At 71.0% G+C, this 22768-nt stretch carries 17 protein-coding genes and 1 pseudogene; 9 read left to right on the top strand and 9 right to left on the bottom strand.

Going from position 1 to position 22768, the window contains the following annotated elements; all coding sequences use genetic code 11:
• Window positions 1–32 precede the first annotated feature (32 nt).
• Both OHA17_RS25710 and OHA17_RS25705 read left to right on the top strand, forming a co-directional pair.
• Entirely contained in the window at window positions 33–830 is a 798-nt protein-coding gene (locus tag OHA17_RS25710) for a sugar phosphate isomerase/epimerase family protein (protein ID WP_406510812.1), read from the top strand.
• A gap of 118 nt (window positions 831–948) precedes the next feature.
• Entirely contained in the window at window positions 949–1752 is an 804-nt protein-coding gene (locus OHA17_RS25705) for a VOC family protein (protein ID WP_406508552.1), read from the top strand.
• A gap of 264 nt (window positions 1753–2016) precedes the next feature.
• Here the strand turns inward: OHA17_RS25705 and OHA17_RS25700 are convergent, their stop codons facing one another.
• The gene (locus OHA17_RS25700) at window positions 2017–3177 is read right to left on the bottom strand and encodes an alpha/beta fold hydrolase (RefSeq protein ID WP_406508551.1); all 1161 of its coding nucleotides are present in this window, start codon (window positions 3175–3177) and stop codon (window positions 2017–2019) included.
• Window positions 3178–3367: 190 nt separating this feature from the next.
• Between OHA17_RS25700 and OHA17_RS25695 the strand changes: the two genes are divergently transcribed.
• The 3 genes and pseudogenes from OHA17_RS25695 to OHA17_RS25685 all read left to right on the top strand — a co-directional run.
• On the top strand, window positions 3368–4330 hold the full coding sequence (locus OHA17_RS25695; RefSeq protein WP_406508550.1) for a helix-turn-helix domain-containing protein: 963 nt from the start codon (window positions 3368–3370) through the stop codon (window positions 4328–4330).
• Between the two features lie 394 nt (window positions 4331–4724).
• Window positions 4725–5408, top strand: coding sequence for a DUF4232 domain-containing protein (locus tag OHA17_RS25690; RefSeq protein WP_398872069.1), 684 nt, complete (start codon window positions 4725–4727; stop codon window positions 5406–5408).
• A gap of 584 nt (window positions 5409–5992) precedes the next feature.
• Window positions 5993–6709 (top strand): annotated as a pseudogene (locus OHA17_RS25685) (sugar phosphate isomerase/epimerase family protein); the annotation flags it as partial.
• Here OHA17_RS25685 and OHA17_RS25680 read toward each other — a convergent pair.
• A complete protein-coding gene (locus OHA17_RS25680) occupies window positions 6648–7628 on the bottom strand; it encodes an EamA family transporter (protein ID WP_406508549.1) in 981 nt (326 codons plus the stop codon). The pseudogene OHA17_RS25685 and the gene OHA17_RS25680 sit on opposite strands and share 62 nt — an antisense overlap.
• Window positions 7629–7768: 140 nt before the next feature.
• Here OHA17_RS25680 and OHA17_RS25675 point away from each other — a divergent pair, with 140 nt between their 5' ends.
• A complete protein-coding gene (locus OHA17_RS25675; protein WP_406508548.1) occupies window positions 7769–8674 on the top strand; it encodes a LysR family transcriptional regulator in 906 nt (301 codons plus the stop codon).
• Here the strand turns inward: OHA17_RS25675 and OHA17_RS25670 are convergent.
• Window positions 8664–8960 carry a DUF397 domain-containing protein gene (locus tag OHA17_RS25670; protein ID WP_406508547.1) on the bottom strand — a complete coding sequence of 99 codons (297 nt, stop codon included), beginning with the start codon at window positions 8958–8960 and terminating at the stop codon, window positions 8664–8666. The genes OHA17_RS25675 and OHA17_RS25670 overlap by 11 nt on opposite strands.
• Window positions 8947–9771 (bottom strand): Scr1 family TA system antitoxin-like transcriptional regulator, encoded by an 825-nt coding sequence (locus OHA17_RS25665; RefSeq protein WP_406508546.1) that lies wholly within the window; start codon window positions 9769–9771, stop codon window positions 8947–8949. The genes OHA17_RS25670 and OHA17_RS25665 overlap by 14 nt, the downstream gene beginning before the upstream one ends.
• Before the next feature lie 536 nt (window positions 9772–10307).
• On the opposite strand from OHA17_RS25665, the gene OHA17_RS25660 reads away from it, so the two are divergent.
• From OHA17_RS25660 to OHA17_RS25650, 3 genes are all read left to right on the top strand, one after another.
• Entirely contained in the window at window positions 10308–10763 is a 456-nt protein-coding gene (locus tag OHA17_RS25660) for a carboxymuconolactone decarboxylase family protein (protein ID WP_406508545.1), read from the top strand.
• Between the two features lie 528 nt (window positions 10764–11291).
• A complete protein-coding gene (locus OHA17_RS25655) occupies window positions 11292–13112 on the top strand; it encodes a glycoside hydrolase family 3 protein (protein WP_406508544.1) in 1821 nt (606 codons plus the stop codon).
• 329 nt (window positions 13113–13441) lie between these two features.
• Complete coding sequence (locus OHA17_RS25650; protein WP_406508543.1) at window positions 13442–13900, top strand: hypothetical protein; 459 nt, start codon at window positions 13442–13444, stop codon at window positions 13898–13900.
• A 365-nt stretch (window positions 13901–14265) separates the two neighbouring features.
• Here the strand turns inward: OHA17_RS25650 and OHA17_RS25645 are convergent, their stop codons facing one another.
• The 5 genes from OHA17_RS25645 to speB form a co-directional block, all read right to left on the bottom strand.
• On the bottom strand, window positions 14266–15672 hold the full coding sequence (locus OHA17_RS25645) for a S28 family serine protease (protein WP_406508542.1): 1407 nt from the start codon (window positions 15670–15672) through the stop codon (window positions 14266–14268).
• Window positions 15673–15790: 118 nt separating this feature from the next.
• Window positions 15791–16183: a hypothetical protein gene (locus OHA17_RS25640; RefSeq protein WP_398872087.1), complete on the bottom strand. Its 393-nt coding sequence runs from the start codon at window positions 16181–16183 to the stop codon at window positions 15791–15793.
• A 95-nt stretch (window positions 16184–16278) separates the two neighbouring features.
• Window positions 16279–20001 carry an ABC transporter ATP-binding protein gene (locus tag OHA17_RS25635; RefSeq protein ID WP_406508541.1) on the bottom strand — a complete coding sequence of 1241 codons (3723 nt, stop codon included), beginning with the start codon at window positions 19999–20001 and terminating at the stop codon, window positions 16279–16281.
• A gap of 112 nt (window positions 20002–20113) precedes the next feature.
• Window positions 20114–21784, bottom strand: coding sequence for a thiamine pyrophosphate-binding protein (locus OHA17_RS25630; RefSeq protein WP_406508540.1), 1671 nt, complete (start codon window positions 21782–21784; stop codon window positions 20114–20116).
• Complete coding sequence (gene speB / locus OHA17_RS25625) at window positions 21784–22752, bottom strand: agmatinase (RefSeq protein WP_053724308.1); 969 nt, start codon at window positions 22750–22752, stop codon at window positions 21784–21786. Before speB ends, OHA17_RS25630 begins: the two co-directional genes overlap by 1 nt.
• Between the last annotated feature and the right edge of the window lie 16 nt (window positions 22753–22768).

Raw genomic sequence — 22768 nt, 5'->3', positions numbered from 1 at the left:
CCTCGATCCCCTCGCGTTTCAGCATCAACCAGATGACGGTGAAGCAGCTCTCCCTGCCGGAGCTGATGGACGCGTGCGTACGGCTCGGGGTGCGCGGGGTCGGCCTGTGGCGCGAGCCCGTCGCCGCCCACGGGCTCGACGCGGCGGCAAAATTGGTGCGGGGAGCGGGACTTGAGGTCACCTCGCTGTGTCGCGGCGGCTTCCTCACGGCGGTCGACCCGGCCGGGCGGTCCGCCGCCCTCGACGACAACCGGGCGGCGATCGACGAGGCGGCGGCCCTGGGCACGGATACGTTGGTGCTGGTCTCGGGCGGCCTTCCGGCCGGGTCGAAGGACCTGGCGGGCGCGCGGGAGCGGGTGGCCGACGCGCTGTCCTGCCTGGCCCCGTACGCCGCGTCGCGGGGCGTGCGGCTGGCGATCGAGCCGCTGCATCCGATGTTCGCCTCGGACCGGTGCGTGGTGTCGACACTGGACCAGGCGCTGGCGCTGGCCGAGCGCTTCCCCGCGTCGCAGGTGGGGGTGGTGGTCGACACGTACCACGTGTGGTGGGACGACACCGCGCCCGCGGCGGTGGCCCGGGCGGGCGCCGCCGGCCGGATCCACGCCTTCCAACTGGCGGACTGGATCACGCCGTTGCCGGCGGGCGTCCTGAATGGGCGTGGCCAGCTGGGGGACGGCTCGATCGACTTCGCGTGGTGGCGCTCGCTGGTGGATGCGGCGGGCTATTCGGGCCCGATCGAGGTGGAGCTGTTCAACGAGGAGCTGTGGGCGGGGGACGGGGTGGCCGTGCTGGCAGAAACGGCCCGGCGCTTCGGCGAGGTGCTGGCTTAGCCCGCGCGGTACGTGTCGCGAAGTCGCTGCCCGAGTGTCATCGGGCACGCACGTAGAGTGCCGTCGCAAAGGGCCCGGCCGTCGTACAGCACAGGACAGGACAGAGGAGTCGATCGACATGACCGAGTACCCCGAAGGCGCCCCTTGTTGGGTGGACGCGATGTTCGCTGACGTAGAAGGTGCCAAGACCTTCTATTCGGAGGTGCTGGGCTGGACCTTCGGCGAGGCGGCCAGCGAGTTCGGCAACTATACGCAGGCGTACTCCGACGGCAAGGCGGTCGCGGCCGTCGTCCCGCCGATGCCGGGCGCCGACGCCCCGTCGCAGTGGTGTCTGTACTTCGCCTCGCCCGACGCGGCGGCCACCGGCGAGAAGATCAAGGCGGCCGGCGGCGAGCTGGTGATGGAGCCGATGCAGGTCGGCACGTTCGGCACGATGCTGATCGCGAAGGAGCCGAGCGGCGCGGTCTTCGGCGTCTGGCAGCCGGGCGAGCACAAGGGCTTCGAGAAGGCCGGCGAGCCTGGGTCGTTCGCCTGGGCGGAGGTCTTCACGCGGGACGCGGCGAAGGTGGACGGGTTCCTGCCGAAGGTCTTCCCGTTCCAGGTCCAGAAGATGGAGATGGGCGACGCCGGCGCGGCCATGGACTACAAGGTCTTCAGCCTCGACGCTGGGCATCCGGCGCTGGGGCGGATGGCCATGGGCTCCGAGTTCCCGCCGGAGATCCCGGCGCACATCCAGGTCTTCTTCGGGGTCCCGGACTGCGACGCGGCGGTCGCCGCGGCCCAGAAGCTGGGCGGCCGGCTCCACTTCGGGCCGGTGGACAGCCCGTTCGGGCGGATGGCGGCGCTTACGGATCAGCAGGGGGCGGCGTTTGCGGTCATTGACATGGGGACGCGGGTGGGGGATGTGCCGCAAATGACCTAGCCCATCCGGGGGGCGGGGGGTTCCGGGGGGCGGGGTGCGCTGGGGCTCCGCCCCAGACCCCGTATCGCGCCTAAAGGGCGCTCGTCCTCAAACGCCGGACGGGCTAAAGATGCCAGGACTGGCCGGCACCAGTCCGGCCAGGGGCGCGAGGAACGGCGCGAGCAACCACCCACGGCCCGAGGCCTAAAGCGGGTTTAGGGGCGCGGGGAACTGCGCGAACAGCCCCCACCAGCCCGCGGCCGAGCGGCGACGCTCAGGAAGGGCTCATCCCACACCCCCCGGGTTCAGGATCGTGAACCGCCAGGTTCCGTCATGGGCCCGGGCGGCGACATTCGCAGCAGTGCCGGACGCAGCGACCCGCTCCCCGCCCGCCCCCGCCAGGGACAGCCTCCAGTCCACGACCACCAGCGCCGTACCCTCACCCACCACCACGTGGCGAACAGTGTTGGCGATGCACGGATCCGCCGCGATCATCCCCTCAACCTCCGCCCGCAGCGCGGCACTTCCCCGGATGACCTCCCCCGCGACCGTACGCATCACCGCCCCCTCCGCATACAGCGCCAGAACCCGCTCGGCGTCGTGAGCATTCAGCGCGTCCTGGAAGGCGGCGGGCAGCAGCGCCGGATCGTCGACGGGCGGCGATACGACTCCGTGTCGCAGGAAGGCGGACAAGCACGCGTTCACCTCGCCGGGGTGCGTCAGGCTCGGGGTGTGGCCCGCGGCCGGGATCGCCGCCAGGCCCACCGCGCCGGGCAGGCGATCGTGGAGCATCCGCCCCAGCGGCAGCGGCACCGGGCCGTCGGCCTCTCCGTGCACGATCAGGGCCGGCTGCCTGATCTCCCCGAGGCGGGCGGAGATGTCGTCCACGCCCATCAGCACGGCCACCGCGTCGGCCAGCCGTTCCCGCGGCTGCGCCCGCCACTCCCGCAGCCACTCCTCATTGACGTCCGGGTTGCCGAGCAGCAGGTCGAGAAGAACCGGAGCCACCGCATCCGGCCCACCCGCGCGGAAACCCTCGCTGACCCCGCCCATCTGGGCCAGCGCCTCCCCGGGCCAGGCCACCGCCGCGGTGTCGATCAGGACGAGGGACCTGACCCGTTCCGGCGCGCGCAGGGCCGCGCGGAGCGACAGGAAGCCGCCCTGGGAGTGGCCGACCAGAGCCGCCTGCTCGACGCCGAGATGGTCGAGCAGCCCCAGCAGATCGTCGGCGGAATCCCAGTACGTGTACAGCTCGCCGTCGTCCTTGGTACGGCCGTGCAGCCGCGCGTCCCACACCACACACCTGAACTCCCCGCCCAGCGCGCGGACTTGGGGCTCCCACATCCGGCGGTTCATGAGGTTGCCGTGGCTGAAGACGACGACCGGGCCGTCGCCCCCGGTGTCCTCGAAGTACAACTGCTGGCCATTGACGGATGCGTAAGGCATGCGCCTTCTCCTGTCGAGATCGGGGAACGGGAACGGGAACGGTTCGTCGAATCGGGAACGGCTCCAAGGTGCCCGGTGGGAGCGGGGCCGGTTTGTCCCTGGGCGCACGCCCGGTTGCCGGTACGCGCACGGGAATCCGCCGACCGGGCCCCGCGTTCCCCCTGGGCAGGCGAGGGAAGGGTGAGGCGTCGTGACCGTACTTCTGCGGACGCAGGACCATGCCGTGTCGGAGCGGCGCGCATTCTGGCAGGACGTGGTGTGCGACAGCTTCGTTCCGGTGCAGGTCAGGCCGCTGCGCGACGATCCGTTCCGCGGTGAGATCAGGGCGGACCGGCTCGGCGCGGTCCAGTTCTCCGAGATCTCGGCCGACCCGAGCCGGGTCGACCGAACGCCTCGGCTGATCGCGCGCTCGGACGCGGAGTACCTGCTGGTGGGCCTGGTTCAGCGAGGCAGCGCGGTGGTTCAGCAGGACGGTCGGGAGGCGGCGCTGCGCCCCGGGGACATCGCCTGTTACGACACCTCCCGGCCCTACACCCTCATCTGCGGGGAGGACTTCACGATGCTGGAGTTCATGCTTGCGCACCGCCTCGCCCACCTGGACAGCGGCCGTACCGGCGAGGTGACGGCGACCCGCTTCTCCGCGAGCGAGGGCGTCGGGGCGCTGCTCTCCCCCTTCCTGACCCGCCTCGCCCGGAATTCCGGCGACTACGTGGACAGCGCGGCCGGCCTCTCCCAGACTGTCGGCGACCTGCTGGCCACGATGCTGGCCTCACGGGTCCGCGCACCGGACGACGACCTGCGGGCCGCCCGCCGCACCACGCTGCTGCGGGTCCGCGCGTACATCGACCAGAACCTGGCGGACCCCGATCTGTGCCCGGAGCGGATCGCGCGGGCCCACCACGTCTCCCTCCGCCACCTGCAGAAGCTGTTCGCCGAGGAGGGGGCGACGGTTACGGGGTGGATCAGGGGGCGGCGACTGGAGGGGTGCCGACGGGAGTTGGCCGGGCCGTACGGGGCGGATCGCACGGTCGGCGCGATCGCGGCGCGCTGGGGGTTCATGAACTTGGCCCACTTCAGCCGGCTCTTCAAGGCGGCGTACGGGGTGACGCCCCGCGATTTCCGCGCGGCGCGGGGTGCGGGCGGGCCCGGTTGATCCCCCACCCCGCCCCTTCCCGAGACCCTCCGGGGGTTGTCGTTTGGCTGCGGCCCGGTGGTCGTTCCCTGGGGCTCCGCCCCAGACCCCGTTCGCGCCTGAAGGGCGCTCGTCCTCAAACGCCGGACGGGCTGAAGATGCCCATACCCGGCGCTGCCAGGGGCGCGGGGAACTGCGCAAACAGCCCCAAGCGGCCCGCAGCCGAAAGCGTGCCAGAGCCCCCCACCAGCCCCGCCCCCTCACGTCGTGATCATGTCACCAGTCGGTGACAGCGATGTCGTGGAACGACGACGCCCGTATCCCCGCGGCTCACAGCCCCCTCATAGTGATCGAGCAAGTATCGAGGAGCCGAACCCGCTTCGGCCTCAACCACTGGATAACAAGGGGCTCTTTCATGTCCGGCAACCGTCGCAAGGCCATTCTCGTCTCCGCAGCCATCGTCGGCGGCGCTCTGCTGATGACGGCGTGCCAGGACTCGGACGCGGACTCGGGCTCCGCGCAGGCTCCTTCGACGGCCACGCCAGGCGGCAAGGAGGCTTCCACGTCCGGCTCGTCGGCCACGGGCGGCAGCCAGGGCGGCGGGAAGGACTCCGGTGGGAAGAGCTCCGGCGGGCAGGGCACGACCGCCGGGTCGGGCTCCAGTGGGAACGGCAAGTCCGGTGGCAACTGCCGCACCGCCGACCTGAAGATCACGGCGCAGGACAGCACCATCACCGGCGACCCCGAAGGCACGGTCGCGGTGACGCTGAAGAACATCGGCGGCCACGACTGTGCGATATCCGGGTTCGCGGGCGTCGACCTGAAGACCAACGCGGGGTCGCTGTCAGCGAAGCGCACCGCCGAGAAGCCCAGCCCCGGCGTCCTCAAGAGCGGGAAGTCGGTGTCCTTCGGCATCACCTACCCGCTCAACAAGTCGGGCGGCTCCGGCATCCGCATCACCGGGCTCCTGGTGACCCCGCCGAACGAGACGAAGACGGTCACCCTCGCCTGGCCAGGCGCCGCCACGCTGCCCGTCACGGACGGCACCGGCTCCCCGGTGAAGGTCGGCCCGATCGGCAGCGCGGGCCAGGGCGACTGACCCAAGACGATACTGATCCCGGGCCCCATCGCGTGAGCGGTGGGGCCCGTTGCGCGCGCCTCGGCTGCGGGCCGTGGGTGGTTGTTTGCGCAGTTCCCCGCGCCCCTAACCCCGCTTTCGGCCGCCGGTTGTCCGTGGTTGCTCGCGCCGTTCCTCACGCCTCTGAATGCCATGCGCTGCGCGCAGGTGCCTGTCCTTCGGCTGCGGGCCGTTGTGGCTGGTCGCGCAGTTCCCCGCGCCCCTAGCGGGTCGGTGCTGGCCCGCACCGGAGCATTTCAGCCCGTCATGGGGGTCCCCCCTGGCCCTTAAGGCCTTGGGGGAGTTTGAGGACGAGCGCCCTTCAGGCGCGAACGGGGTCTGGGGCGGAGCCCCAGGGAACGACCACCGGGCCGCAGCCGAACGACAACCCCCGGAGGGTTTCGGGAAGGGGTGGGGTGGGGCCTCCCGGGGTCTGGGGCGGAGCCCCAGCACACCCCGCCCGACCTGCACCCCGCCCCCGGAGGCCACGCGGCGGAGCCGCAGAGTGTCACAGCGGGAAGGGGCGGGGTGGGGGAAAATCCCCCCGAGCCGAAAGGACCCGCCCCATGAAGTTCGCCCTCTCCACCCTAGGCCTCCCCGGCATGCCGATCCCCGAGGTCGCCCGCCTGGCCGCCCGCACCGGCTACGACGGCGTAGAACTCCGCGCCCACCCCGAATCCCACATCCACCCTGATCTCAACCCCGCCCAACGCAAGGAAATCACCGCCGAGTTCACGGCATCCGGCATCGAGATCCTCTCCATCGCCGGCTACGCCCGAGTCGCAGACCCGGACGACGACACCAACCTCCCCCAACTCCTCATCCTGGCAAGGGACTTGGGAGCCAGCTACATCCGCGTCTTCCCCGGCGCGACCGGCGGAGCGGACAACCCCGATGCCAGCAACGCCGACGACACAGCCGTCCAACGGCTGACCGAAGCCGCCCACCACGCAAGCACCGCCGGCATCCGCATCCTCCTCGAAACCCATGACTCCCACCGCACAGGCGAAGCAACCGCCCGAGTCCTGAACCGCGTCGGAGACGAAGACGGCAAAGACAACCTCGGCGCCCTCTGGGACGTCATGCACACCTGGCTCGGCGGCGAGACCCCCGCCGAGTCCTACGGACACCTCGCACCCCACCTCGGCTACACCCAGGTCAAGGACATCGCGTCCGCCGAGGACACCACCCCCCTCCCCCTCGGCAAGGGCGTACTCCCCCTCAGCGAGTGCCTCGCTCTGCTGCCGCCGGACGGCTGGGTCTGCTGGGAGTACGAGAAGCGCTGGTATCCCGAGGCCGCCCCCCTCCCGGGGCTGCTCCAAGCCGGACGGGAGTACCTGACGCAACTGCTGGCCGGGACAGCGAAGTAAGGCCCACCCCGCCCACGAGCAGCGCCGCCGCACACCACCTCAGCGGCGTCACCGACTCCCCCAGCAGCACCGCCGCCGACGACATCCCGAACACCGGCACCAGCAGGCTGAACGGCGCCACCGACGACGCCGGGTAGCGGCGCAGCAGCATCCCCCACGCCCCGAAGCCGAACACCGTACTGATCCACGCCACGTACACCAGCGCCCCCGCCCCGCTCCAGTCGAACCCCGCAAGCGCCTCGGCATCCCGCCCCGGCCCCTCGAAGAGCAGCGAAAGGACCAGCAGCGGGAGTACGGGGACCGCCGACACCCACACCATGAAGTTCAGCGCGTCCGGCGGGGCCGCCTTGCGGGTCAGTACGTTCGACACGCCCCAGCACGCCGCCGCCCCCACCGTCAGCGCGAAGGCGAGCAGCGGGCCGCCCGACCCCTCGTCCACCCCTGCCACGACGATCCCCGCCAGCGCCACGCCCATCCCCAACAGCCGTACACCGCCCGGCCGTTCACCCAATACCGCCATCGCCACGACCGCCGTGAACACCGCCTGGATCTGAAGGACGAGGGACGACAGACCGGCCGGCATTCCCTGGCTCATTCCGATGAACAGCAGCCCGAACTTCGCCACCCCCAGCACCAGCCCCACCGCCACGATCCACTTCCAGGCCACCTTGGGCCGCCCCACGAAGAACACGGCGGGCAGCGCCGCGACCAGGAAGCGCAGGGCGGAGAACAGCAGCGGCGGGAAGTGGCCGAGGCCCACGTCGATGACGACGAAGTTGACCCCCCAGACGGCAGTGACAAGCACGGCGAGGGCGATGTGTACGGGACGCATGCGTCGAGGATCACCGCCCCCGACCATTCAGCACCAGCGCGGATTCCTTGATGATGGGATGAAGCAACACTTAATCCAGAAACCCGGAAACTCGGGTACCGGATCCCGAATCCCGAAACCTGGCATCCACGGGAGGGCTCGTGCTCGATCTGGCTCGGCTGCGCGCACTGCACGCGGTCCACGTCCACGGCTCGGTCGCCGCCGCTGCCACCGCGCTCGGCTACACCCCGTCCGCGATCTCCCAGCAGATCACCAAGCTGGAACGCGAGACCCGTACGACCCTCCTGGAGCGACGCGGCCGGGGCATCGCCCTCACCGAGGACGCACTCCATCTCGCCTCAGCGGCAGGGGAGTTGATGGACATCGTCGAGCGTACGGAGATCACGCTCGAAGAGCGGCGCGGACTGCCCACCGGACACCTCACGGTGGGCGCCTTCGCGACAGCGGCGCGCGGCCTGCTCCCGGCAGCCCTAGCCTCCCTGGCCCGCCAACACCCCACCCTGGAAACGAAGTTGTCCGAAGTCGACCCGCACGTCTCGGTCGACCTGGTGGCCAAGGGCGTCATCGATCTGGCCGTCGCACACGACTGGGACATCGCCCCGCTGCCCGCCCCCGAGGGCGTCGAGCACGCATCCATCGGCGACGACCACTGCGACGTACTGGTCCCGGCAGGCCACCCCCTGGCCGCCCGCCCCGCGATCCGCCGCGCCGACCTCGCCCACGAGCCCTGGATCTGCCAGCCACCTGGCTCGGTCTGTCACGACTGGCTCGTACGCACCCTGCGCGCCGACGGCCACGAGCCCGATCTGCGCCACCAGGCGGCCGAGTACCACACCCAACTCGCCCTGGTGGCAGCCGGTTTGGGCATCGCCCTGATCCCGCGACTGGGCCGGGGCCCGCTTCCCGAGGGCGTCGTGGCCCTACGCCTAGACCCGGTCCCGACCCGTCACTTGTACGCCCTGTGGCGCACCGGAGCGGCCCGCCGCCCGGCGATCACGGCAACGGTTCACGCCCTCCGGGAAGCGTGGGCCAACCTCAGCCGCTGAGGTCGTCAGCCTTGACCGCCCCGACGAACGACGTCCACGCCGCCGCCCCGAATACAACAGCGGGCCCGGTCGGGTTCTTGCTATCCCGCACGGGCACGCACCCCGAGCAGGAGTCGCTGAACTCCAGGCAGTCGCCACTGGTTCCGCCGCTGTACGAGGACTTCCGCCAGGTCGCGTACGCCTCGCTGACTTCGAGGCATTCGCCGCTGTCTCCGCCGCTGTAGCTGGACTTCCGCCAACCGGTCAGGACCGAGGCGTCGGGCACGATGTACTCACTGCGCTTCATGCTCGTAATCCTCCGCCACTGACCGCATCAGCGCCAGAGACCTATGGTGCGACAACGCGTCACCCAGGGCGTGATCGTAGACCTCCTGGCACTGCCGCACCACGGACGGAAGTTCCCAGACCCTGCCGGTCTTGAGGCCTTCCACATACGCGATGGGCGGGAGGTCGCTGAACCACAGCAGCGAGACGTGCCCCTCCAACAGGGCATGCGGGCCGGCCTCGTACGGGAGCACATGGAAGCGGATGCGACGGCTTTCGCCCAGCGCCAGCAGGTGCCGAAGCTGTTCGCACATCACGAGTGGTCCGCCGATGGGTCGCCGCAACACCGCCTCATCGAGCATCGTCCACACCACGGGCTTGTCGAAGTCATGAAGAACACGGGCACGCTCCAGCCTTGTGCCAAGGAGCCGGTCACGTTCCTCGTCGCTTTTGGGCGGATGACCCGAGCCGAGCACCTCGCGCGCATACGCTTCCGTCTGCAGAAACCCCGGCACCAACTTGGGTGCGTACTGGCGAATCAGCGTCGCCTGCTGCTCGAACTCCAAGGCCTCCGCGAAGTGTTCAGCAACATTGCGGCCATCCAACGTAGGCAGGAACCGCTCAAAGAACCCATCAGTCCCCAGCACCTTGTCCAACCGGCGCGCATCATCCAGACTCGGCCTCCGCCTCCCCGCCTCGATGTGGGCAATATGCGCGCGCGACATCACCGCACGTTGGCTGAGCTCTTCCTGGGTGAGCCCGGCCGCTTCCCTCCGGGCCCTGAGTTCCTCGCCGTACTTGACGCGGGATACGGGGTTGTCCTCGATCGCCACGACACCAACTCCCTTGCGTGCAGGCTGCGTTGTCACGCTCTGTGCACTAGTCAGCGTACGGAACGTGACCCCACGCTGTAAGCGGAACACCACACACAGTGAGAGGCAGTCGTATGGGAGCCCACGCCATGGGGGCGTATGTCGCCCACACCGGTACGGACGTGTACGGACCCGGCAAGGTGATCGGCACGGACGGTGACTGGCGGCGCGTCCGGTTCGTGTACTTCGTCGCGACCGTCGCCGTGGGCGATCTGCGCACGGCCTCTCCGCAGGAAGAAGGGGAAGTGCGCGCATGGCTGAGGGAGAAGGCCGTCCGACATGGGGGGCAACTGGTAGCGGGGCCCGCGCTGGCGTTGCGGGTGTCGCGGGACGGTGGGCGGACGTGGGAGCCGTACGTCATGCCGCGCCCCGGGCGGGAGGCCATGCAGGGGCCCGAAAAAGAGATTCGGCGCGGCTGTCACATCCCCGTACCCCCGCGTGTCAGGGCAGTGAAAGCGAAGGACGAAGCAGGCCCGCCAGATACAGGAGTCGCAGCCATGCAGGCACGTATGACGAACCCCGCACAGGTCATCCCCAGCGCGATGCCGGCCATTCTGAGCGTGCTCAAGGCCGCCAAGGAAGGCGGGGTGGACGAGGCCACCCTGGAGCTGGTGCACCTGCGGGCCAGCCAGATCAACGGGTGCGCGCCGTGCGTCTACGGCGGCGTCACGAGCGCCCGCAAGAACGGGGTGAGCGAGGACCAGCTGGCCACCGTCGTCACGTGGCGGGAGGCGCCGTACTTCAGCGACGCCGAGCGGGCGGCGCTCGCGCTGGCCGAGGCCGCCACCCGGCTCGCCGACCGCCCGGACGCGGTGTCCGACGAGGTGTGGGACGAGGCGGCCCGGCACTACGACGAGAAGGGGCTCGCCTCGCTGGTCCTCATGATCGGCGTGACCAACCTCTTCAACCGGCTCAACGCCACGACGCGGCAGATCGCGGGCGCGGCCTGGTAGCCACACCGGTGCGAGGCGATGCGCGCCACGGGGGTGCTGCGCATCGCCGCGAGCGGCGCCAGACCGTCGACCTGCCGTTTCATCGGCCCGCCGGGGCGAACGTCCGCCACCCTGTCAACTTCCCCACCAATTCGGCTAATTGGGGACGTGAAGGGAACCCACCCGGGGCCGCCTCCGTCCAACGTACGTACTGCCGGTGAGTCTCCGCAGAGCGGTGTCGGCATCGCCGCTGGCCGCGAGCGCCGACCCCCTCTCCAGCCGCCTGCGGCCGGCAGCACGCCGCCATCGGTGCGAACCCCTCCGACTGCACCGGTGGCGGCACCTCCCTCTGGTGCCCTCCTGATGCCCCTCTGATGGCAGAGCCACGCCGTGCGGCCTTGTGCGCATAGCCTTGACTGGCAATAACTTTCCGGATAACGGTTCGCCTTGGAAGTTTCTTCCGCTTTGGAGTCGCTTCCGCTACGGAAGTCGCTTCCGCTACGGAAGTCTTTTCCACTTCCCTGGGCAACACCGCTGGAAGGAGCGCACGTGCAGCACCGCACCTCAAGACGCAGCCTCCTGACCACCGCCGCCGCAGTGGCCGCCATAACCGCCCTCGGCTCCCAGTTCCCCGCCCGCGCCTCGGATGCCCCGGACGCCGCCGCCACCGACCGCCGGCTTCGCGCGATCATCGCCCGCATGTCGGTCGAGGAGAAGATCGGCCAGCTCTTCGTGATGCGGGTGTACGGGCACTCCGCGACCGCCCCCGACCAGGCGGACATCGACGCCAACCTCCGCGAGCTCGGGGTGCGCGACGCCGCCGAGCTGATCGCGAAGTACCACGTCGGCGGCATCATCTACTTCACCTGGGCGCACAACACCCGCGACCCGCACCAGATCGCCGACCTCTCCAACGGCATCCAGGCCGCCGGTCTCGCCCAGCGCGTCCCGGTGCCGCTGCTGATCGCGACCGACCAGGAGCACGGCGCGGTGTGCCGGGTCGGCAGGCCGGCCACGCTCTTCCCCGGCGCGATGGCGATGGGCGCGGGCGGCTCGACCGGGGACGCCCGCACGCTGGGCCGCATCTCGGGCGCGGAGCTCGCGGCGATCGGCATCCGGCAGGACTACTCCCCCGACGCCGACGTGAACATCAACCCGGCCAACCCAGTGATCGGCGTACGGTCCTTCGGCGCGGATCCCGCGGCCGTGGCCCGCATGGTCGCGGCCGAGGTGCGCGGCTATCAGGACTCCTCGGTCGCCGCGACCGCCAAGCACTTCCCGGGGCACGGCGACACCAGCGTCGACAGCCACACCGGCATCCCGGTGATCACTCACACCCGGGAGCAGTGGGAGCGGCTGGACGCGCCGCCCTTCAAAGCCGCGATCGACGCCGGGATCGACGCGATCATGACGGCCCACATCCAGTTCCCGGCCCTGGACCCGAGCAACGACCCGGCCACGCTCTCGCACCCGATCCTGACCGGCATCCTGCGCGAACAGCTCGGCTTCGACGGGGTCGTGATCACGGACTCGCTGGGCATGCAGGGCGTGCGCGACAAGTACGGCGACGACCGGGTGCCGGTGCTCGCCCTGAAGGCGGGCGTGGACCAACTCCTGGACCCACCAAAGCTGGACGTGGCGGTCAACGGGATGCGCGCGGCCGTGGCCAGCGGCGAACTGCCGGAATCCCGCCTGGACGAATCGATCCTCCGCATCTTGCGGCTGAAGGACCGGCGAGGTCTGTTCACCCGCCCGTACGTCACCGCGCGGGGCGTGGACCGGACGGTCGGCAGGCGGGCGCATCTGGCCGCGGCCGACGAGATCGCCGAACGCACGACGACCCTGCTCGCCAACCCGCACGGCCTGCTCCCCCTCTCCAGCCGCGACCGCGTTCTGATCGTGGGCGCCGACCCGGATTCCCCGTCGGGCACAACGGGCCCTCCGACGGCGGTCCTCTCCTCGGCCCTAAACAAACTGGGCTTCCTCACAACGGTGTTGCCCACGGGCACGCTGCCGTCGCCGGCCCAGATCGAGGCGGCGGCCGCGGCCGCTTCGGGCCAGGACGCGGTGATCGTGGGCACGTACGACGCGGGGGCGGGAGGCGCGCAGAGCAGGCTGGTGGCGGCGCTGGTCGCCACGGGCGTGCCGGTGATCCACCTCGCCCTCCGCAACCCGTACGACATCGCGTACTTGGCGACCGGGTACGCGGCCTCGCTGGCGACGTACTGCTGGACGGACGTCGAACTCCGGTCGGCGGCAAGGGTGTTGGCTGGCCGAGTCCGCCCAACCGGCCGCCTCCCGGTCGCGGTCCCCCGCGCCGACGACCCTACGCAAGATCTCTATCCGATCGGCTACGGCCTGTCGTACTAGCCGTACGCCGCGACCCCGGCGCACCACCCCCAAGTGACGCAAAGCCCCCCGGACACCTGGCGTGCACCCGCTCCGACGGGTCACGCTTGGGTCGTATCCGGGGGGTTCTGGGGGGTCGTATGCGTACGTACCGTTTGGCGTGTTTGGTGTGCCTGTTGCTGCTCACGGCGTTGGGGTGCCGGGGGGTGGGGGGCGGCGGCTCGGCGACGGAGCTGTCGACGGAGTCACCGTCGGGTTCGGGTTCCGCTTCGTCCTCTTCCTCGGCTTCGTCCTTGCCTTCGTCGGGCCCGTTCCTCGCCACGGGCGGGTGCGCCTCGCGCGAGGGGGCGGTGGGCGACACGAAGGACTTCCACGAGGCGCCCTGCACGAGCGAGCGGGCGGTGGCGAAGGTCCTGGCCCGCCGGGACGGGGCGGTGCCGAAGGGGGCGGCCGTGGACTGCCCGCTGTACACGGACTTCGTCCTGTACGTGGCCGAGAGCGTGCCGTCGGCGGCGGCGAGCGGGGACGGCAGCGTGTCGCGGGGTTACGCGTGCATGCGCAACCTGGAGGCGCCGCATCCGGGCGACCCCGGGATGGGAGGCGGGCCGTACACGGTGGTGGGGGACTGCGTTTACGCGGCGGGCGCGGACCAGGTGAAGGAGACGGCGTGCGACGGGTCGGGGGTGCGTGCGGCGCAGTACCGGGTGGTGTCGGCGGTTCCGAGCCGTGCGGCGTGCCCTTCTTCGACGGCGCTGTACGTCCAGCTGACGGGGGGTCAGGGGGTGGTGGGGTGCGCGAGGCGGGTGTGAGTCTTTCCCCACCCCGCCCCTTCCCGAGACCCTCCGGGGGTTGGGAAGGGGTGAAGCCGGTTCCCTGGGGCTCCGCCCCAGACCCCGTTCGCGCCTTAAGGGCGCTCGTCCTCAAACGCCGGACGGGCTGAAGATGCTCGCCCCTGCCAGGGTCAGTGCTGCTAGGGGCGCGGGGAACTGCGCGACCAGCCACGCACGGGCCGCAGATAACCGACCACCTTCTTAGCCCCTCCGGCGTTCGAGGAGCGGGGTCTGGGGCGGAGCCCCAGGGGTCGGGCCAACCAACCCTGCGCGACGGGCGGGTGGGTGGGCCGGTTGCCCCGGGGGTCGGGGGCGGAGCCCCCGGGGCAACCGGCACCCCAGGGCTACGGGCGCAGTGCCGGTTCGCGCTGCAGCGGGGCCGCGTCCAGCTTCGCGTCAAAGCTGGCCTGCGGCTTCACGGGCGCTCCGCTCAGCCCCGCCCAGCGCAGGATCGACGCCGTAGCCGCCGACTTCGCGTCCGGCGCCAGCAGGCCCACCTTCGAGCCGTGGTTGCCGCCCGCCACCGTGTAGACGTAGGAGTCATGTGCCCCTGCGCCCAGAGCGAATCGCTCCGCACCCCACGGGTCGTTCTGGCCGTACACGTACAGCATGTGGTCCGCGTGGTGCTTGACCCACGTGTCGACGTCCCGCATCGCCCACGGCTGGAACCGCATCGGGATGTCCCGCGGCACGAAGTTCCGCGGCGGCTGGTAGCCGTAGCGGCTCAGCTTGCCGAGCCAGGGCTGCTTGATGGTGGGCGAGCCCAGCTGCGTACCGGCCTGGTAGTAGTACGCCGTGTACGGGGACAGGCCCTGGTCGGTGTAGAAGGAGAAGCCGGAGATCGTGTCGACGGAGTCCCAGATCGCCTGGTCGGTGGCGTGCGCCGCGTCCGCCGGGATCGTCGAGCAGTCGGCAAGCAGGTGGTACTGCCAGAAGCCCCAGACGTAGTCGAGCACGACCGCCTCGTACGCCTTGTCCAGAGTGCCCACCGTGTCGAAGGTGTAGCCGTTCGCGGTCGCGTAGTCCTGGTACTTCTTCTCCAGGGACCCCCGCCGCACCAGCGCCTCGCGCTGCACGCCCTCCAGCTTGTCGCGGCACTCCTTGGTGCCGACCGTCCGGAAGAACCGGTCGTAGGCCGAATCCTCGTTGTTCACCACGTCGTTGGGGGCCACGTACGAGACGACGCCGTCCATGTCGCGCGGGTAGAACCGCTTGTAGTACGTGGCCGTCATGCCGCCCTTCGAGGCGCCCGTGGCCAGCCAGTTCTTGGTGTAGATCGGCTTCAGGGCCTGGAATATGGCGTGCTGGTCGCCGGCCGCCTGCCAGATGTCGTCCTTGGACCAGTCGGCGGGCGTGGGCCGCGACGGCGCGAAGAACCGGTACTCGACGGAGACCTGGTTGCCGTCGACGATCTGCGTCGGCTCGGTGCGGCTGGGCGTCGTGGAGACCTCGTAGCCGCTGGTGTACATCACCGTCGGGCGGTCAACGTCCTTGTGCAGCACGGTGATTCGCTGCTGGAAGGTGGCCCGGCTGTACGGATTGGCGTGGTCCACGGGCTGCGTGAAGTTCAGTACGAAGTAGCGGTAGCCGCTGTACGGCTTCTCTTCTATGAGGCTCATCCCGGGTATCGCCAGGATGCGGTCCTTGATGTCCGGCTCGGCGGCGGTGGCCGCCCCTGCCGCGGCTCCCGTCGCGGTCATCGTGCCTATCAGCACGACGAGCGACAGCAGCCATCTGAGCGCCTTGCGCATTCACACTCCCCTGTGGGGCCCCTGTGGGCATGGATCGTGGCCCCGCGAACCTAGCGGGGGCAACACCCGCCCCGCCAGACCCGGTTGACCTTCACAAGGGCCTCTTGTCCAGGAGGGCTCAGCAGACCCAGCCCGTCTCCGCCGAACTCCCCGCTATCGCCCCGGTCGCCCGCACGCACCGGCTGCCCGAGTGCACGGTGACCGGGCCCGCCATCCTCGTGTACGCGCCCGAGTCGCCGGCCGGGGCGCCGCCCCGGGCCTGGATCGTCACCGACATCTGGCGCCGGGCGCCCGGGGTCTTCGCCTCGGTCACCGCGCACGCGTACCCGTTGCCCTTGTACAGCCGCAGCTCGCCCGTACTGAACCCGACCGTCTTCACGGGCCGCCCCGCACACGCGGCCGCCGCGTCCGCGCTGCCGCCGCCCGGCCCGAACACGACAAGCCCGCCCGACGCCACGAGCACGGCCAGCGCCGGTCCCAGGAGCCTCCTGTTGCCCACCCCACCGAACACGCTTGCACCCTTCAGCCACTTGAGCGTATGTGTGGGGATGGACGCGCCCGGCCGCCCGAATGGTTCTCCGGGCGGCCCACAGGGTGAGACGGCCGTCAGACGGCCACGGCGCCTGCCTCCGCCTCGCCGACGAACGTGCGCCACAGGCGGGCGTACTTGCCGTCCAGGGCGAGGAGCTCGTCGTGCGTGCCGTCCTCGGCGACCCGGCCGTGGTCCATCACGATCACCCGGTCCGCGCGGGCCGCCGTCGTCAGGCGGTGCGCGACGACCAGCGTCGTACGGCGGCCGGTGAGGCGTTCGGTGGCCTGGTTGACCTGGGCCTCGGTGGCGAGGTCCAGGGCCGCCGTCGCCTCGTCGAGCAGCAGGATGTCCGGGTCGACGAGCTCGGCGCGGGCCAGCGCGATCAGCTGCCGCTGTCCCGCGGAGAGGTTGCGGCCGCGCTCGGCGACCTCGTGGAGGTAGCCGCCGTCGAGCGTGGCGATCATGTCGTGGGCGCCGACCGCGCGGGCCGCCGCCTCCACCTGGGCGTCGCTCGCGTCGGGGCGCCCGTACGCGATGGCGTCGCGGACCGTCCCCTCGAAGAGGTACGCCTCCTGCGGGACGACGCCGAGCCGGTGCCGGTAGGCGGTGATGTCCAGGTCGCGCAGGTCCGTGCCGTCGGCGGTGACCCGGCCGCCCGTCGGGTCGTAGAACCGCGCGACCAGCTTGACGAGGGTGGACTTCCCGGCGCCGGTCTCGCCGACGAACGCGACGGTCTGGCCCGCGGGTATGCGGACGTCGACCCCGCTCAGCGCCTCTTCGTCGTCGCCGTACGCGAAGTCGACGTTCTCGAAGGCGATCTCGCCGCGCAGCGACAGGACGTCGAGCGGCTCGGCGGCCTCCTCGGTGGAGGTCTTCTCCTGGAGCAGTTCCTGGATGCGCCCCAGCGAGACGGCCGCCTGCTGGTAGCCGTCGAAGACCTGCGAGAGCTGCTGTACGGGGGCGAAGAACAGGTCGATGTACAGCAGGTACGCGACCAGGGCGCCCGTGGTGAGGGTGCCGTTGTCGACCCGGCCCGCGCCCACGATCAGCACGGCGGCCGCGGCCACCGACGACAGGAGCTGCACGAACGGGAAGTACACCGAGATCAGCCACTGGCCGCGCACCCGCGCCTGGCGGTAGTGGTCGCTGCGGTCCGCGAACCGCTCGGCCCCGTCGCGCTCGCGCCGGAACGCCTGCACGATGCGCAGCCCGGACACCGACTCCTGGAGGTCGGCGTTGACGGCGCTGACCCGCTCGCGGGCGAGCTCGTAGGCCTGCACGCTCTTCTTGCGGAAGAAGTACGTGCCGACAATCAGCAGCGGAAGCGTCGCGAAGACGACGAGGGCGAGCTCGATGTCGATGACGAGCAGCGCCACCATGATGCCGAAGAACGTGACGACGGAGACGAACGCGGTGACCAGGCCGGTCTGGAGGAACGTGGAAAGCGCGTCGACGTCTGTCGTCATGCGGGTCATGATCCGGCCGGTCAACTCCCGCTCGTAGTAGTCGAGTCCGAGCCGCTGGAGCTGCGCGAAGATCTTCAGGCGCAGGGTGTAGAGGACGCGTTCGCCGGTGCGGCCGGTCATCCGGGTCTCGCCGGTCTGGGCGAGCCACTGGATGGCGACGGTGACCAGGGCGAGCCCGGAGGCGGCCCAGACCGCGCCGAGCGCGAGCTGGGTGACGCCCTGGTCGATGCCGTGCCGGATCAGGACCGGCAGGACCAGCGAGCCGCCCGCGTCGATCGCGACGAGGAGGAGGCTGACGAGCAGGGGAAGGCCGAAGCCTCGCAGCAGCCTGCGCAGGCCGTAGGAGTCCTCGGCCTGGACGGCCTTCGCCTCGTCTATGCCGGGGGTGTCGGTCGCGGGCGGCAGCGCCTCGACCTGGGCGAGCAGCTCGGGCGTGGCGGGCATGCCGCCGGGGGCCGCCGAATCCGCCTTCTCCTCCCGCACCCACAGTGGCGGGGTGATGCCGCGCTCGACGTCGAACTCCGCGTCCAGTTCGTCCCGTACGGAGTGGTCTTCCTCGTCCGCGAGCGGGGCGGCCGGGAGGTGGCCGGGCGATACGGCGCCCAGCTCGTCGGGGTCGGTGAGCAGGCGGCGGTACAGGGCGCTATCGCGCTGGAGTTCCTCGTGGGTGCCGATCGCGGCGAGGCGTCCGCCGTCGAGGACGGCGATGCGGTCGGCGAGGCCGAGGGTGGAGCGGCGGTGCGCGATGAGCAGGGTGGTGCGGCCCGCCATGACCGACTTCAGGGCTTCGTGGATCTCGTGCTCGACGCGGGCGTCGACGGCCGAGGTCGCGTCGTCCAGGACGAGGAGGCGGGGGTCGGTGAGGATGGCGCGGGCGAGCGCGAGGCGCTGGCGCTGGCCGCCGGAGAGGGTGAGGCCGTGCTCGCCGACGGCGGTGTCGTAGCCGCCCGGAAGCTCGGCGATGAACCGGTCGGCCTGGGCGGCGCGCGCGGCCTTCTCGATCTCTTCCTGGGGGGCGTCCGGCTTTCCGTACGCGATGTTGGCGCGGATGGTGTCGGAGAACAGGAAGGAGTCCTCCGGTACGAGTCCGATGGCGGCGCGCAGCGAGGCCAGGGTCAGCTCGCGCACGTCGTGGCCGCCGACGAGGACGGCGCCGTGCGAGACGTCGTAGAAGCGGGGCAGGAGCAGCGAGACGGTGGACTTGCCGGAGCCGGACGAGCCGACCACGGCGACGGTCTCGCCGGGCCGGATGTCGAGCGAGAAGCCCTTCAGGACGGGCCGCTCGTCGTCGTAGCCGAAGCTCACGTCGTCGAATTCGACGGTGGCGGGGGCGTCGGGCGACAGCTCCTTCTTGCCGTCCTCGATGGAGGGCTCGGTGTCGATGAGCTCCAGGACCCGCTCGACGCCGGCCCGGGCCTGCTGACCGACGGTGAGCACCATGGCGAGCATGCGGACGGGGCCGACGAGCTGGGCGAGGTAGGTGGAGAACGCGACGAACGTGCCAAGGGTGATCTCACCGCGTGTGGCGAGCCAGCCGCCGAGCGCCAGCATGGCGACCTGGCCGAGTGCGGGGACGGCCTGGAGGGCCGGGGTGTAGCGGGAGTTCAGCTTGATCGTGCGAAGCCGCCCGGCGAAGAGGCGCCGCCCGACCTCCCGCAGCTTGCCGGTCTCCTGGTCCTCCTGGCCGAAGCCCTTGACGACCCGGACCCCGGACACGGCGCCGTCGACGACCCCGGCGACGGCGGCGGCCTGGCCCTGGGCGTACCAGGTGGCGGGGAAGAGGCGGGTGCGGCTGCGCTTGGCGATGAACCAGAGGGCGGGCGCCACGGCGAGGGCGACCAGCGTGAGCAGCGGCGAGAGCCACGCCATGATCACGACGGAGATGATGAAGAGCAGGACGTTGCCGATGGTCATCGGCAGCATGAAGAGGAGGCCCTGGATCAGCTGGAGGTCGCTGGTGGCCCGCCCGACGACCTGCCCGGTGGACAGCTCGTCCTGGCGCCGCCCGTCGAGCCGGGTGATCGTGCCGTACATCTCGGTGCGCAGGTCGTGCTGGACGTCGAGGGCGAGCCGCCCTCCGTAGTACCGCCGTATGTACGTGAGCCCGTACACCACGACGGCGGAGGCTATGAGGAGCCCGGTCCAGACGGCGAGGGAGCGTGTGTGGTGGCCGATGACGTCGTCGATGACCACCTTGGTGATCAGCGGGACGAGCGCCATGACGGCCATGCCGCCGAGCGACGAGCCGAGGGCCAGCACGACATTGCGCCGGTACCGCCAGGCGTACCCGGTCAGCCTGCGCCCCCACCCCTGTTGCGCACCCTCCGTCACGTGATTCCTCCCGTTGGTACCTGTCCTGCCGCAAGCCCCAACACGGGGGCCTGCGGATTTCATCCCGCCGCAACAAATACGGGACGTAAGGACTAGGACCACGCCCAGCGCGCTACAGGTGCGTCGGCGCGAACATCTTCAGGAGGGCGGGCAGCACGACCACCGAGGGGCCCGGGGCGGCCAGCGCCTTGGAGAGGTCGGCGGTCAGGGTGTCCGCGCTTGTGCGGACCGCCGGGACGCCGAAGGACTCGGCGAGGGCGACGAAGTCCGGGCGGGCCAGTTCGGTGGCGGTGGCCTCGCCGAACGTGTCCGTCATGTACTCGCGCAGGATGCCGTAGCCGCCGTCGTCGACGATCAGCCAGGTGACCGGCAGGTCGTACTGCTTGGCGGTGGCGAGCTCGGCGATCGAGTACATGGCCCCGCCGTCGCCGGACACCGCGAGGACCGGGCGGCCGGGGTCGGCGACGGCCGCGCCGAGCGCCGCCGGGAAGCCGTAGCCCAGGCCCCCCGCGCCCTGCGCCGAGTGCATCGCGCCCGGCCAGGCGGACCAGGCCCAGTACGCGAGGATCGTCATGTCCCAGAAGCTGGGCGCCCCCGCGGGCAGGGCCTCGCGCACGGCGGCCAGGATACGCCGTTCCTCGCCGAGGTCCTGTGCGTCGATACGGGCCCGTACCTTCGCCAGGACGGTCCGTACCCGCTCGGCCGCCGTCGCGTCCGTACGCTCCGGGACCGTTTCGAGCAGGGCCTGGAGGGCGATGCGGGCGTCCGCGTGGATGCCGAGGGCCGGGTGGTTGGACTCCAGCTTGCCGAGGTCGGCCTCGATCTGGATGATCCGGCCGCGCGGCTGGAAGGTGTGGTAGTTCGACGACAGCTCGCCGAGCCCGGAGCCGACCACGAGCAGGACGTCCGCGTCCTCAAGGAAGTCCGTGGTGTGCCGGTCCTCCAGCCAGGACTGGAGCGAGAGCGGGTGCTCCCAGGGGAAGGCGCCCTTGCCGCCGAAGGTCGTCACGACCGGCGCGTCCAGCTTCTCGGCGAGCGCGCGGAGCTTGCCCGAGGCGTCGGCGCGTACGACCCCGCCCCCCGCGATGATCACCGGGCGGGCCGCGTTGGCCATCAACTCGGCCGCCACAGCGGTCAGTTCGGGGCGCGGGACGATGTCCTCGGGAAAGGCGTCCATGGGGGTGACGACGGGCAGGAGCGTCTCCGCGAGGAGCACGTCCTGCGGGATCTCCACCCACACCGGCCCGTGCGGCGCGGTCAGCGCCGACTCCCAGGCCGCGGCGATCGCGGAGGGGATCTGCGACTGGCTGCGCACCGTGTGGACGGACTTCACGACGTCGCGGAAGGACGCCTTCTGGTCGCGCAGCTCGTGCAGATAGCCGTGCCGCCCCCCGTCAAGTCCCGCCGTGGGGACCTGACTTGAGATGGCGACGACCGGGGACGAGGCGGCCGCCGCCTCCTGGAGCGCGGCAAGGGAGGTCAGCGCGCCGGGGCCGGTCGAGAGCAGCAGCGGGGCCGCCTCGCCGGTGATCCGGCCGTACGCGTCGGCGGCGAAGCCCGCGTTGTTCTCGACCCGCAGCCCGACATAACTGAGGTCCGAGCGGCGCAGCGCGTCGAACATGCCGAGCGCGTGCTGGCCCGGCAGTCCGAACACGGTGGTGGCGCCGAGCCCCGCGAGGGTCTCGACGACCAGGTCACCGCCGCCCCGCCCGGCGGGAGGACTGAGGGCGGCAGCGGTCTGCGCCTCGGTCGGGCGCAGCACCACGTCGTGGTCGTGGGTCATCAGGCGGTCCGGGACGCCGCGATCTGGCGGGACATGATCGTCGTCAGCTCGTAGGCGGTGTGCGAGGCGGCCACGCTGGTGATCTCGGCGTGGTCGTAGGCCGGGGCGACCTCGACGACGTCGGCGGAGACCAGGTTGCAGGAGGCGAGGCCCCGCAGGATCTCCAGGAGCTCGCGCGAGGTCATGCCGCCGGCCTCGGGGGTGCCGGTGCCGGGCGCGTGGGCCGGGTCGAGGCAGTCGATGTCGATGGAGATGTAGAGCGGACGGTCGCCGATGCGCTGGCGCAGCTGGTCGGCGACCTCGTCGGCGCCGCGCCGGTAGACGTCGGCGGAGGTGACGATGCCGAAGCCCATCTTCTCGTCGTCGGTCAGGTCCTGCTTGCCGTACAGCGGGCCGCGGGTGCCGACGTGGGAGAGCGCCTCGGTGTCGAGGATGCCTTCCTCGACGGCCCGGCGGAACGGGGTGCCGTGGGTGTACTCGGCGCCGAAGTAGGTGTCCCAGGTGTCGAGGTGCGCGTCGAAGTGGAGCAGCGCGACCGGGCCGTGCTTCTTGGCGACCGAGCGGAGGAGCGGCAGCGCGATGGTGTGGTCACCACCGAGTGTCATCATGCGGGCGCCCGTCCCGAGGAGATCATCAGCGGCGGCCTCGATGGTCTCGACGGCCTCGTTGATGTTGAACGGGTTGGCCGCGATGTCACCGGCGTCGGCGACCTGGGCGAGCGCGAAGGGCGAGGCGTCCTGCGCCGGGTTGTACGGGCGAAGGAGGCGGGAGGCCTCGCGGATGGCGTTGCCGCCGAAGCGGGCGCCGGGCCGGTAGGACACGCCGCTGTCGAAGGGCACACCGACGACGGCGACATCGGCGGTGCCGACCTCGTCGAGGCGGGGCAGCCGGGCGAAGGTCGCGGGCCCGGCGTACCGCGGGATGCGGGACGAGTCGATCGGACCGCGCGGCGTTTCGTTGCTGCTCATCTGAATTGCCCTTCGT

Source organism: Streptomyces sp. NBC_00212 (assembly GCF_045206365.1).
Lineage (GTDB): Bacteria > Actinomycetota > Actinomycetes > Streptomycetales > Streptomycetaceae > Streptomyces.
This window is presented reverse-complemented; position numbering and strand designations above follow the sequence as displayed.